Genomic DNA, 12820 nt, shown 5'->3' on the forward strand with positions numbered 1-12820 from the left:
CCCGGCTGCGCCACGAGGCCCGCGTCGCCGGAGCCGTCGCGTCCGGCGCCCGCCAGCTGCTCGCGCACGTCGAGGTCTCCGTCGTACGCGCCGAGGCGGAACGTACCGCCGCCGAGGACGCCAAGGCCGAACGCGAGCGGGAACTGGTCACCGAGCGCACCCAGGGCCGCGACCTCAAGGCCGAGCTGGACAAGCTGACCGACTCCGTCCACCGCGGCGAGGTCCTCGGCGCCGAGAAGCGCATGCGCATCGAGCAGCTGGAGGCCAAGGCCCTGGAGGAGCTGGGCATAGAGCCGGCCGGGCTGGTCGCGGAGTACGGCCCCGACCAGCCCGTACCGCCGTCCCCGCCCGCCGAGGGCGAGATCCTGCCCGACGATCCCGACGACCCCCGCAACCGGCCCCGCCCCTACGCCCGCGCCGAGCAGGAGAAGCGGCTCAAGGCGGCCGAACGGGCGTACCAGCAGCTCGGGAAGGTGAACCCGCTCGCCCTGGAGGAGTTCGCGGCGCTGGAGGAACGCCACCAGTTCCTCTCCGAACAGCTCGAAGACCTCAAGAAGACCCGGACGGACCTCCTCCTCGTGGTGAAGGAGGTCGACGAGCGCGTCGAGCAGGTCTTCACCGAGGCGTACCGCGACACGGCACGGGAGTTCGAGGGCGTGTTCTCCCGGCTCTTCCCCGGCGGCGAGGGCCGGCTGATCCTCACCGACCCCGACCACATGCTCACCACCGGCGTCGACGTCGAGGCCAGGCCGCCGGGCAAGAAGGTCAAGCGGCTGTCCCTGCTCTCCGGCGGCGAACGGTCCCTGACCGCCGTCGCCCTGCTGGTCTCCATCTTCAAGGCGAGGCCCAGCCCGTTCTACGTGATGGACGAGGTGGAGGCGGCCCTGGACGACACCAACCTCCAGCGGCTGATCCGCATCATGCAGGAGCTCCAGGAGAGCTCCCAGCTGATCGTGATCACCCATCAGAAGCGCACGATGGAGGTCGCCGACGCGCTGTACGGCGTCTCCATGCAGGGCGACGGCGTCTCCAAGGTCATCAGCCAGCGGCTCCGCTGACGGTTGAGTTTTCACCCAACCGGCGGGTGTTGCAGCGGGGCGTGATGCCCCGTTATGCGCCACTGTGGGGGCTCGCCCCCCACACCCGGCGACGCCGGGCGCTCCAGGAGTTCATGTGACCACCACCACGAAGGTGCAGCCCTCCGACGGCAACGCGCCCCGCCCCGACCACCTCCGCCACGTCATCTACATCACGACGGCCGCGGCGATGGGCGGATTCCTCTTCGGCTACGACAGTTCCGTGATCAACGGCGCCGTCCAGGGCATCCGGGGCCGCTACCACATCGGTTCGCTGCCGCTCGCCCAGGTCGTCGCCGTCGCTCTGCTGGGGTCCGCGATCGGCGCGGCCACCGCGGGCCGGATCGCCGACCGGATCGGCCGCCTCCTCTGCATGCGGATCTCCTCCGTCCTGTTCACCATCAGCGCGGTGGGCTCCGCCCTGCCCTTCGACATCTACGACCTCGCCGTCTGGCGGGTCATCGGAGGCTTCGCGATCGGGATGGCCTCGGTGATCGGCCCCGCGTACATCGCGGAGGTGTCGCCCGCCGCGTACCGGGGCCGGTTCGGATCCTTCCAGCAGGGCGCCATCGTGCTCGGCATCGCCATCTCGCAGCTGGTGAACTACGGCATCCTCCAGCTCGCCGACGGTGACCAGCGCGGCGACCTCGCCGGCCTGGAGGCGTGGCAGTGGATGCTCGGGGTGATGGTCGTCCCGGCGATCTCGTACGGTGTGCTGTCCTTCACGATCCCCGAGTCGCCCCGCTACCTGATCTCTGTGGGCCGGGAGGAGGAGGCGAAGCGGGTGCTCGCCTCGGTCGAGGACAAGAACGTCGACCTGGACGCGCGGGCCGCGGAGATCGAGCTGGCGATGCGCCGGGAGCACAAGTCGACCTTCAGGGACCTGCTCGACGGCCGCAACTTCCTGCCCATCGTGTGGATCGGCATCGGACTGTCGGCCTTCCAGCAGCTCGTCGGCATCAACGTCGCCTTCTACTACTCCGCGACGCTCTGGCAGTCCGTCGGGATCAACCCGTCCAGCTCGTTCCTCTACTCCTTCACGACCTCGATCGTGAACATCATCGGCACGATCATCGCGATCTCGCTGGTCGACCGGGTGGGCCGCAAACCCCTGGCGATCGTCGGATCCTGCGGCATGACGGTCGCCCTGGCCTTCGAGGCCTGGGCGTTCTCCGCCCACCTCGTGAACGGCAAGCTCCCCACCACCGAAGGCACGACGGCCCTGGTCGCGGCGCACGTCTTCGTGCTCTTCTTCGCGCTGTCCTGGGGCGTCGTCGTCTGGGTCTTCCTCGGCGAGATGTTCCCCAACAAGATCCGCGCGGCGGCGCTGGGAGTCGCGGCGTCGGCGCAGTGGATCGCCAACTACGCCATCACCGCGAGCTTCCCGAGCCTCTCCGCGGACTGGAGCCTCTCGGGGACGTACATCATCTACGCGTGCTTCGCGGCGCTGTCGCTGCCCTTCGTGCTGATCTTCGTCAAGGAGACCAAGGGCAAGACGCTGGAGGAGATGGGCTAGGGCTGTCCGCGGGCGCGCCGCCCTGACCGTGTTCTGTATGTGACCCTCCGGAACCGGGGACCGGCACGGTCGTGGTCGATACTGGGAGCGTTATGGAAATCGTCATCCTTGTTGTAGTCATCGCCCTGGTCGCGGTCGGCACGATCAGCGGGCTCGTGGTCGGCAGCCGTAGGAAGAAGAAGCTGCCGCCCCGGGCGCCGTCGAGCTCGCCGACCCTCACAGCTCCGCCCGCCGAGCCACACGTCGGTGACGAGGCGGAGACGCCGCGCGACGAACCGCGCCGCACCATCGAGGAGGTCGGTCTCCCGGACGCCTCGGACGTCACGGGGACGCCGGTCGCCGTCGAGGACCCGGTGGTCGGCGCGCCGCCCGCCGTCGAGATCGAGATCCCCGAGCCGACCGCAGGCCGGCTGGTCCGGCTCCGCGCCCGGCTCTCCCGCTCGCAGAACTCCCTCGGCAAGGGGCTGCTCACGCTCCTGTCGCGGGAGCACCTGGACGACGACACCTGGGACGAGATCGAGGAGACGCTGCTCACGGCGGACGTCGGTGTCGCGCCCACCCAGGAGCTGGTCGGACGGCTCCGGGAGCGCGTGCGGGTGCTGGGCACCCGGACGCCCGGCGAGCTGCGCACGCTGCTGCGCGAGGAGCTGGTGGCGCTGCTGGACGTCGGCGCGGACCGGGAGGACTTCGACCGGACGGTCAGGACCGAGAGCGTCCTGGACACCCCGGCCGTCGTGATGGTCGTGGGGGTCAACGGCACCGGCAAGACCACCACCACGGGCAAGCTGGCGCGGGTGCTGGTCGCGGACGGGAAGTCGGTCGTGCTCGGCGCGGCGGACACGTTCCGCGCGGCGGCGGCGGACCAGCTCCAGACGTGGGGGCAGCGGGTCGGGGCCCGTACGGTACGCGGACCCGAGGGCGGCGACCCCGCGTCGGTGGCCTTCGACGCGGTCAAGGAAGGCATCGCGGAGGGCGCCGACGTGGTGCTCATCGACACCGCCGGGCGGCTGCACACCAAGACCGGGCTGATGGACGAGCTGGGCAAGGTCAAGCGGGTCGTGGAGAAGCACGGGCCGCTGGACGAGGTGCTGCTGGTGCTGGACGCGACGACCGGGCAGAACGGGCTGGTCCAGGCGCGGGTGTTCGCGGAGGTCGTGGACATCACCGGGATCGTGCTGACCAAGCTGGACGGCACCGCGAAGGGCGGCATCGTGATCGCGGTCCAGCGGGAGCTGGGCGTACCGGTGAAGCTGGTGGGCCTGGGCGAGGGCGCGGACGACCTGGCCCCGTTCGAGGCGGGCGCGTTCGTGGACGCGCTGATCGGCGAATAGCGCTGCGCGGTGCCTGGTGCGGTTACTGATTGTCCTCAAACGCCGGACGGGCTTGGGTTCGGCGCGGGCATTTCAAGCCCGTCCGGCGATTGAGGACAACACGCGCGAAGCGCGTGCGGGGACGGGGGGCCGGGCCGGCGGGCTACGTGGCTGAGCGGTGGCAGATGTACGCCAGGGTTCCCAGGAGCAGCCTTGCCTGGGGTGGGGTCGCCGCGGTGTCCAGGGACGGGGGGCGCAGCCAGCGGACCGGGCCCCGGCCCGGGATCTCGGTGGGCGGGGCCGGTACGTGGCCCGAGCCCTGGCAGCGCAGGTCCAGGCCCGCGTCGTCCCAGCCCATGCGGTACAGCAGCTGGGGCAGTTCGGCCGCCGCCCCGGGCGCCACGAAGAAGTACGCGCGCCCGCAGGGCGTCGCCAGGACCGGGCCCAGGGGCAGTCCCATCCGCTCCAGGCGGACCAGGGCCCGGGAGCCGGCCGTCGCCGACACGTCGAGGACGTCGAAGCTGCGGCCCACCGGCAGCAGGACCGAGGCCCCCGGGGACTCGGACCACACCTTGGTGACGTCGGCCAGCGTCGCGCCCGCCGGCACCTCGTCGCCCGGCCCTTCGGGCGAGCCGGGGGCGACGTCCCAGCCCCAGATTCCCGTGTACTCCGCCACCGCCGTGCACTCCGTGGTGCCGCGGCCGCGACGGCGCGTGCCGCCGATCGTGAAGCCCATGCCCCCTCCAACGGGTCGAGTGCGCCGGTGGTTACGACTCGCAGTCTGCCCGTGACCCTCTGTGTTCGTCGGGTCGCTTCCGGCGGCGTACGGGAGCACTGGGGGTGGTGCGGTCCGCCGTACGCGCCCCGGCGCACACCGCTTCACCCGTTCCTGATCGTCGTGTGTCAAGTGAATCGCGCCCGGCCAGGGGCGAGTTCATTCGAAGGGGTGGCGAATGGTGGCGTTTCCGCAATCACCCTCGCCGGACGGGTGATCGTAGGATTACTTTCAGTACACGGACCCCGGAGAAAAGTGCGACCACGGGTATGCCCGGGGCAACTCGGTTTCCTGTTCGAAGGGGGGCAACCTCCGGACAGGGGGCCGCAACTCACGGCATTCTGGTAGCGGTTCGCGTGACAGGCTTGAGCGGATGGGGGCGTACGAGTGGGCGGCAGCGGCGCGAGCGGCACGAATTCAGGCAAGAGCCCGAACGGGCAGCTGGGCTCGTGGTTTGTGCGAAGCGGCTGGTCGAAGGGCGAACTCGCACGTCAAGTCAACCGCAGGGCCCGTGAGATGGGCGCCCATCACATCAGTACGGACACCTCGCGGGTACGGCGCTGGCTCGACGGCGAGCAACCCCGCGAGCCCATTCCGCGGATCCTGTCCGAGCTGTTCTCGGAGCGGTTCGGCACCGTCGTGGCCGTCGAGGACCTCGGCCTGCGCTCCGCGCACCAGTCACCCTCGGTGTCCGGTGTCGACCTGCCCTGGGCCGGGCCCCAGACGGTGTCGCTGCTCAGCGAGTTCTCGCGCAGCGACCTGATGCTGGCCCGGCGCGGCTTCCTCGGCTCCTCGCTGGCCCTGGCGGCCGGACCGTCCCTGGTCGAGCCCATGCAGCGGTGGCTCGTCCCCACCCCGGCCGTGGAGCACGAGCGGCCCGCGACGGAGGACCCGGGATCCCGCCCCTCCCGGCTCTCCCGGACGGAGCTGGACCTGCTGGAGTCGACCACGACCATGTTCCGGCAGTGGGACGCGCAGTGCGGCGGCGGGCTGCGGCGCAAGGCGGTCGTCGGGCAGCTGCACGAGGTGACCGACCTGCTCCAGGAGCCCCAGCCGCGGGAGACGGCCCGGCGGCTGTTCCGCTGCGCCGCCGAACTGGCCGAGCTGGCCGGCTGGATGAGCTACGACGTCGGACTCCAGCCCAACGCCCAGAAGTATTTCGTCCTCGCGCTGCACGCCGCCAAGGAGGCGGGGGACAAGCCCCTCGGCTCGTACATCCTGTCCTCGATGAGCCGTCAGATGATCCATCTGGGCCGGCCCGACGACGCGCTGGAACTGATCCACCTCGCCCAGTACGGCAGCCGCGACTGCGCCACCTCCAGGACGCAGGCGATGCTGTATGCGATGGAGGCGCGCGCGTACGCGAATATGGGCCAGCCGAGCAAGTGCAAACGAGCCGTCCGGATGGCCGAGGACACCTTCTCCGACGTGGGCCTGGACGGCGAACCGGAGCCCGACTGGATCCGGTTCTTCTCCGAGGCCGAGCTCAACGGCGAGAACGCCCATTCGTACCGCGATCTGGCCTATGTCGCCGGCCGCAGCCCGACGTACGCCTCCCTCGCCGAGCCCGCCATGAGGCGCGCCGTCGAGCTCTTCGAGCCCGACCGGGAGCACCAGCGGTCGTACGCGCTCAACCTCATCGGCATGGCGACCGTGCACCTGCTCAAGCGAGAGCCGGAGGAGTCGGCCGCCCTGGCCCAGACCGCCCTGGACGCGGCGAGGAAGGTGCGGTCGGAGCGGGTCAACAACCGGCTGCGCAAGACCGTCGACACCGCCGCGCGGGACTTCGGCGACGTCGCCGAGATCGCCTACCTGACCGACCGTCTCTCCACCCAGCTGCCCGAGTCCGCCGAGGCGGTCTGAGTGGTCCCCGGACTCCGGCCGCGACCGTCACCCCGTACAGCCCGACACGGCTCCCCCGCCGCGAGGTCAGCAGGGTGACGGCCGCGGCCGGTTTACGATGTCCCGCGGTTCATCGGTACGTAACATCCAGGACGTCTTCGTCACTGTTGCGAAACATGCAGCGGCACTGACTGAAACGGCGCTGCGCCAATCTCCTCAGCACAGTCGGCCCAGACCCCCCTGAGCATCCGCACGGGCCGTTCCGACTTCCGAGGAGACGCTGGCCTTGAATGGCGCAGATACCGCATTCGTATTGATCAGTGCCGCGCTCGTCATGTTGATGACGCCCGGCCTGGCATTCTTCTACGGCGGCATGGTGCGGGTGAAGAGCGCCCTCAACATGCTCATGATGTCGATGAGCGCGCTCGCCGTCGTCAGCGTGCTGTGGGTCCTGTACGGGTACTCACTGACGTTCGGCGACGACATCGGCGGGGGGCTGCTCGGCAACTTCGACCACATCGGGCTGAAGGGCATTACGGCCGACACGCTGACCGGCGGCAAGGAAGGCATTCCCGTCTTCGCCTTCGCCCTGTTCCAGCTGATGTTCGCCGTCATCACCCCGGCACTGATGAGCGGCGCACTCGCCGACCGCGTGAAATTCAGTTCCTGGACCCTGTTCATCGCGCTGTGGGTCAGCGTGGTGTATTTCCCGATCGCCCACTGGGTGTGGCAGTCCGACGGCTGGCTCTTCAAGCTGGGCGTGATCGACTTCGCCGGTGGTACCGCGGTCCACATCAACGCCGGCATCGGCGGACTCGCGGCGGTCCTGGTCGTCGGCAAACGCATTGGATTCAAGAAGGACCCGATGCGGCCGCACAGCCTGCCGCTCGTCGTGCTCGGCGCCGGACTGCTCTGGTTCGGCTGGTTCGGCTTCAACGCCGGCTCCGCGCTGGCCGCCAACGGCACCGCCGCGATCATGGCGTTCAACACCCAGATCGCCACCGCCGCCGCGATGATCGGCTGGCTCGCCTACGAGCGCATCCGCCACGGCGCCTTCACCACGCTGGGCGCCGCCTCCGGCGCCGTCGCCGGCCTGGTGGCCATCACCCCGTCCGGCGCGGCGGTCAACCCGTTCGGCGCGCTGCTCATCGGCGTCGTCGCCGGCGCGGTTTGCTCCTGGGCCGTCAGCCTCAAGTACAAGCTCGGCTACGACGACTCCCTGGACGTCGTCGGCGTCCACCTCGTCGGCGGTCTGATCGGCACCCTGCTCGTCGGCGTCCTCGCCATCAACGGCGTCGGCGGTCTCGACCAGCTCGGCAAGCAGGCCGTCGGAGCCTTCTCGGTGATGGCCTACTCCTTCGTCGTCACCTGGATCCTCGCCAAGCTCGTCGACAAGACGATCGGCTTCCGGGCGTCCGAGGACGACGAGACGAGCGGCGTCGACATGGCCTTCCACGCGGAGTCGGCCTACGACTTCAGCGCGCTGGGCGGCTCTCCCTCGGGCCGTAGTAGCGTCCCGGCCGACATCGCCGGAGCGGCGACGAACAAGAAGGTGGACGCATGAAGCTCATCACCGCAGTCGTGAAGCCACACCGGCTCGACGAGATCAAGGAGGCCCTCCAGGCCTTCGGGATCCAGGGGCTCACGGTCACGGAGGCCAGCGGGTACGGCCGGCAGCGCGGTCACACCGAGGTCTACCGGGGTGCGGAGTACACCGTCGACCTCGTCCCGAAGATCCGTATCGAGGTACTGGTCGAGGACAGCGACGCCGACGAGCTCATCGAGGTAGTGGTCAAGGCAGCCAGAACCGGCAAGATCGGTGACGGCAAGGTATGGAGCGTTCCGGTCGAGACGGCGGTCCGGGTACGGACCGGCGAACGCGGCCCCGACGCCCTCTGAGAGACGGGAACGACTGGGTGACGAGCCTCGAAGAGACAACCGAGCAGGCAGACTCGGGACCCAGCGGCTATGCGGCGGCCCGGCTGCGCCTTCTCCAGGAGAAGGCGCGGTCCGGGCCGCCGCGGCGCGCCGCCCTCGCGAAACTGACCGACGGCTGGCTGAACGCGCTGTTCACCACCGCCGCGAGGGAAGCCGGTGTCCGGGGCGCGGCCCTGGTCGCCGTGGGAGGCTACGGGCGGGGCGAACTGTCCCCGCGCAGCGACCTCGACCTGCTGCTCCTGCACGACGGCAAGGCCGGCGCCCCCGCCATCGCGGCCCTCGCCGACCGCGTCTGGTACCCGGTGTGGGACCTCGGCCTCGCCCTGGACCACTCCGTCCGCACCCCCGCCGAGGCGCGTAGGACCGCCGGCGAGGACCTCAAGGTGCAGCTCGGGCTGCTCGACGCCCGGCACGTCGCCGGCGACCTGGGCCTCGTCACCGGCGTACGGACCGCGATCCTCGCCGACTGGCGCAACCAGGCCCCCAAGCGGCTGCCCGAACTCGACGCCCTGTGCCGCGAACGGGCCGAACGCCAGGGCGAACTGCAATTCCTCCTCGAACCCGACCTCAAGGAGGCCAGGGGCGGCCTGCGCGACGCCACCGCCCTGCGCGCCGTCGCCGCGTCCTGGCTCGCCGACGCACCCCGCGAAGGACTCTCGGACGCCCGCAGACGCCTCCTGGACGCCCGCGACGCCCTGCACCTGACCACCGGACGCGCCACCGACCGGCTCGCCCTCCAGGAGCAGGACTCCGTCGCCGCCGAACTGGGCCTGCTGGACGCCGACGCCCTGCTGCGCCAGGTGTACGAAGCGGCCCGCACGGTCTCGTACGCCTCCGACGTCACCTGGCGCGAGGTCAACCGCGTCCTGCGCTCCCGGGGCGCCAGGCCCCGCCTGCGCGCCATGCTCGGCACCAAACCCGCGCCGGAGCGCACGCCCCTCGCCGAAGGGGTCGTCGAGCAGGACGGCGAAGTCGTCCTCGCCCGTACCGCACGCGTGGAACGCGATCTCGTGCTGCCCCTGCGGGCCGCGGCCGCCGCCGCCCAGGCGGGCCTGCCGATCTCCCTGCACGCCGTACGCCGTATCGCCGCCGCCGCGAAACCCCTACCGGTGCCCTGGCCCGCCGAGGCCCGCGAGGAACTCGTCAAACTGCTCGGCGCCGGCGAGTCCACCGTCCCCGTCTGGGAGGCCCTCGAAGCCGAAGGCCTGATCACCCAGCTCCTGCCCGACTGGGAACGGGTCCGCTGCCGGCCCCAGCGCAACCCCGTCCACACCTGGACCGTCGACCGCCACCTCGTGGAGACCGCCGTCCAGGCCTCCTCCCTGACCCGCCGCGTCCACCGGCCCGACCTGCTCCTCGTCAGCGCCCTGCTGCACGACATCGGCAAGGGCTGGCCCGGCGACCACTCCGTCGCCGGTGAGGTCATCGCCCGCGACGTCGCCTCCCGCATCGGCTTCGACCGCGACGACATGGCCGTCATCGCCACCGTCGTACGCCACCACCTGCTCCTCATCGACACCGCCACCCGGCGTGACCTGGACGACCCCGCGACGGTCAGCTCCGTCGCCGGCCGGGTCGGCTCCCTCGGCACCCTGGAGCTGCTCCACGCCCTCACCGAGGCGGACGCGCTCGCCACCGGGCCCGCGGCCTGGTCCACCTGGCGGGCCGGACTCGTCTCCGACCTCGTGCAGCGGGTCGCCGCCGTCCTCGCCGGCGACGAGGTCCCCGAACCCGAACCCACCGCGCCCAGCGCCGAACAGGAACGCCTCGCCGTCGAGGCGCTGCGCACCGGCGAACCCGTCCTCGCCCTGTACGCCCCGCAGACCGAGCCCCCGCCCGAGGAGGAGCCCGGCGCCGAACCCGAACCGGTCGGCGTCGAACTCGTCATCGCGCTGCGCGACCAGCCCGGCGTCCTGCCCGCCGCGGCCGGGGTGCTCGCCCTGCACCGGCTCACCGTCCGGGCGGCCGACCTGCGCGCCGTGGAGCTCCCCACGGAGCTGGGCGAGCGCTCCGACGTCCTGCTGCTGAGCTGGCGGGTGGCCGCGGAGTACGGCTCCCTCCCGCAGGCGACCCGGCTGCGCGCCGACCTCGTACGGGCCCTGGACGGCACGCTGGACATCCCCGCCCGGCTCGCCGAACGCGAGGCCGCGTACCCCAGGCGCCGGGGCGTGAAGGCCCCGCCGCCCCGGGTGACCGTCGCCCCGACGGCCTCCCGGCACGCCACGGTCATCGAGGTACGCGCCCAGGACGCCCCCGGACTGCTGCACCGCATCGGGCGCGCGCTGGAAGAAGCGGCGGTACGGGTCCGCAGCGCCCACGTCTCGACCCTCGGCGCGAACGCCGTGGACACCGTCTACGTCACGCGTGCGGACGGGTCGCGACTGCCGGAGGCGGACGCGGCGGCCCTGGCGAAGTCCCTGGAGGAAGCGCTGAGGTGAGCGGAGGCCCGGCCTCCACGCGGTGAAAGGCGCCCTCGTCCGCGGATTTCCGGCGGGCGAGGGCGCTCTGCTGGTTCAGGCAGATACCCTGGAGGGCGATCTACCCGCCCGCCCCCGACCCGAGGATTCGCGACCACCGTGTTCGACACTCTCTCCGACCGCCTCGCAGCCACATTCAAGAGCCTCCGGGGCAAAGGGCGCCTCAGCCCGGAGGACATCGACGCCACGGCCCGCGAGATCCGTATCGCCCTGCTCGAAGCCGACGTGGCCCTGCCCGTCGTCCGCGCCTTCATCGCCAAGGTCAAGGAACGCGCGAGCGGCGCCGAGGTCTCGGGCGCGCTGAACCCGAGCCAGCAGGTCATCAAGATCGTCAACGAGGAACTCGTCGGCATCCTCGGCGGTGAGACCCGGCGGCTGCGCTTCGCCAAGCAGGCGCCCACCGTCATCATGCTCGCCGGCCTCCAGGGCGCCGGAAAGACCACCCTCGCGGGAAAGCTCGGCCTCTGGCTCAAGAACCAGGGCCACTCCCCGCTCCTGGTCGCCTGTGACCTCCAGCGCCCCAACGCCGTCACCCAGCTCTCCGTCGTCGCCGAGCGCGCGGGTGTCGCCGTGTACGCCCCCGAGCCGGGCAACGGTGTCGGCGACCCGGTCAAGGTCGCCAAGGACTCGATCGAGTACGCCAGGTCGCGCCAGTACGACATCGTCGTGGTCGACACCGCGGGCCGCCTGGGCATCGACCAGGAGCTGATGAAGCAGGCCTCCGACATCCGCGACGCGGTCAACCCCGACGAGACGCTCTTCGTCGTGGACGCGATGATCGGCCAGGACGCGGTCAACACCGCCGAGGCGTTCCGCGACGGCGTCGGCTTCGACGGTGTGGTCCTCTCCAAGCTCGACGGCGACGCCCGCGGTGGCGCGGCGCTCTCCATCGCGCACGTCACCGGCAAGCAGATCATGTTCGCCTCCAACGGCGAGAAGCTCGACGAGTTCGACGCGTTCCACCCGGACCGGATGGCGTCCCGCATCCTCGACATGGGTGACCTCCTCACCCTGATCGAGCAGGCGGAGAAGACGTTCAGCCAGGCCGAGGCCGAGAAGATGGCCGCCAAGCTCCAGAGCAGCAAGGGCGGCAAGGACTTCACCCTGGACGACTTCCTCGCCCAGATGGAACAGGTCAGGAAGATGGGCAGCATCTCCAAGCTGCTCGGCATGCTGCCCGGCATGGGCCAGATCAAGGACCAGATCAACAACATCGACGAGCGGGACGTGGACCGTACCGCCGCGATCATCAAGTCGATGACACCGGGCGAGCGTCACGAACCCACCATCATCAACGGTTCACGCCGGGCGCGGATCGCCCGGGGCTCGGGCGTGGAGGTCAGCGCCGTCAAGAACCTGGTGGAGCGGTTCTTCGAGGCGCGCAAGATGATGTCGAAGATGGCGCAGGGCGGGGGGATGCCGGGCATGCCGGGCGTTCCCGGGATGGGCGGGGGCCCCGGCCGTACGAAGAAGAAGCAGAAGGTCGCGAAGGGGAAGCAGCGGTCGGGCAACCCGATGAAGCGCAAGCTGGAGGAACAGGCGGCGGCGACGCGGCGGGAGTCGGCGGAGTCGCCCACAGGCAACGCGTTCGGCCTGCCGGCCGGGGAGCCCGACAAGAACTTCGAGCTCCCGGACGAGTTCAAGAAGTTCATGGGCTGACGTCCCTACGTGTCCTCAATCGCCGGACGGGCTTGGTTGTGGCCTCTGCCCGGTGCTCGGGCGCGGCTTACTGATGTCCTCAATCGCCGGACGGGCTGGAAGGGGCCCCGCCGCCCTCCAAGGCCGGACGGGTCGGGGGTTGTCTTGTGCGCGGGCCTGGAAGGGGGACGGGCAGGGGTCGTGTCCGGAACGTAAAGCGTGTTTTGTGTCGCGTGGCTACCGTGAAT

The 12820-nt window shown here is 70.8% G+C and carries 9 protein-coding genes; 8 read left to right on the forward strand and 1 reads right to left on the reverse strand.

Annotation, left to right across the window (positions count from 1 at the left end):
* The 3 genes from GT042_RS37790 to ftsY form a co-directional block, all read left to right on the forward strand.
* The coding region (locus GT042_RS37790) for an AAA family ATPase (RefSeq protein ID WP_161313184.1) at positions 1-1058 on the forward strand (1058 nt) is incomplete at its 5' end.
* Positions 1059-1173: 115 nt separating this feature from the next.
* The gene (locus GT042_RS37795) at positions 1174-2592 is read left to right on the forward strand and encodes a sugar porter family MFS transporter (RefSeq protein ID WP_345944068.1); all 1419 of its coding nucleotides are present in this window, start codon (positions 1174-1176) and stop codon (positions 2590-2592) included.
* A gap of 92 nt (positions 2593-2684) precedes the next feature.
* Positions 2685-3923, forward strand: a complete 1239-nt coding sequence (ftsY, locus tag GT042_RS37800; RefSeq protein WP_161313186.1) for a signal recognition particle-docking protein FtsY — start codon at positions 2685-2687, stop codon at positions 3921-3923.
* Between the two features lie 142 nt (positions 3924-4065).
* On the opposite strand, the gene GT042_RS37805 is transcribed toward ftsY, so the two are convergent.
* Complete coding sequence (locus GT042_RS37805; protein WP_161313187.1) at positions 4066-4638, reverse strand: bifunctional DNA primase/polymerase; 573 nt, start codon at positions 4636-4638, stop codon at positions 4066-4068.
* Between the two features lie 426 nt (positions 4639-5064).
* Between GT042_RS37805 and GT042_RS37810 the strand changes: the two genes are divergently transcribed.
* From GT042_RS37810 to ffh, 5 genes are all read left to right on the forward strand, one after another.
* On the forward strand, positions 5065-6540 hold the full coding sequence (locus GT042_RS37810) for a hypothetical protein (RefSeq protein WP_161313188.1): 1476 nt from the start codon (positions 5065-5067) through the stop codon (positions 6538-6540).
* A 265-nt stretch (positions 6541-6805) separates the two neighbouring features.
* The gene (locus tag GT042_RS37815) at positions 6806-8083 is read left to right on the forward strand and encodes an ammonium transporter (protein ID WP_161313189.1); all 1278 of its coding nucleotides are present in this window, start codon (positions 6806-6808) and stop codon (positions 8081-8083) included.
* Complete coding sequence (locus GT042_RS37820; RefSeq protein ID WP_161313190.1) at positions 8080-8418, forward strand: P-II family nitrogen regulator; 339 nt, start codon at positions 8080-8082, stop codon at positions 8416-8418. The genes GT042_RS37815 and GT042_RS37820 overlap by 4 nt, the downstream gene beginning before the upstream one ends.
* Before the next feature lie 17 nt (positions 8419-8435).
* A complete protein-coding gene (locus tag GT042_RS37825; RefSeq protein WP_161313191.1) occupies positions 8436-10895 on the forward strand; it encodes a [protein-PII] uridylyltransferase in 2460 nt (819 codons plus the stop codon).
* A gap of 138 nt (positions 10896-11033) precedes the next feature.
* Entirely contained in the window at positions 11034-12593 is a 1560-nt protein-coding gene (gene ffh, locus GT042_RS37830) for a signal recognition particle protein (RefSeq protein ID WP_161313192.1), read from the forward strand.
* The last annotated feature ends 227 nt before the right edge of the window (positions 12594-12820 follow it).

Source organism: Streptomyces sp. SID3212 (assembly GCF_009865405.1).
In the GTDB taxonomy this organism is placed as follows: domain Bacteria; phylum Actinomycetota; class Actinomycetes; order Streptomycetales; family Streptomycetaceae; genus Streptomyces.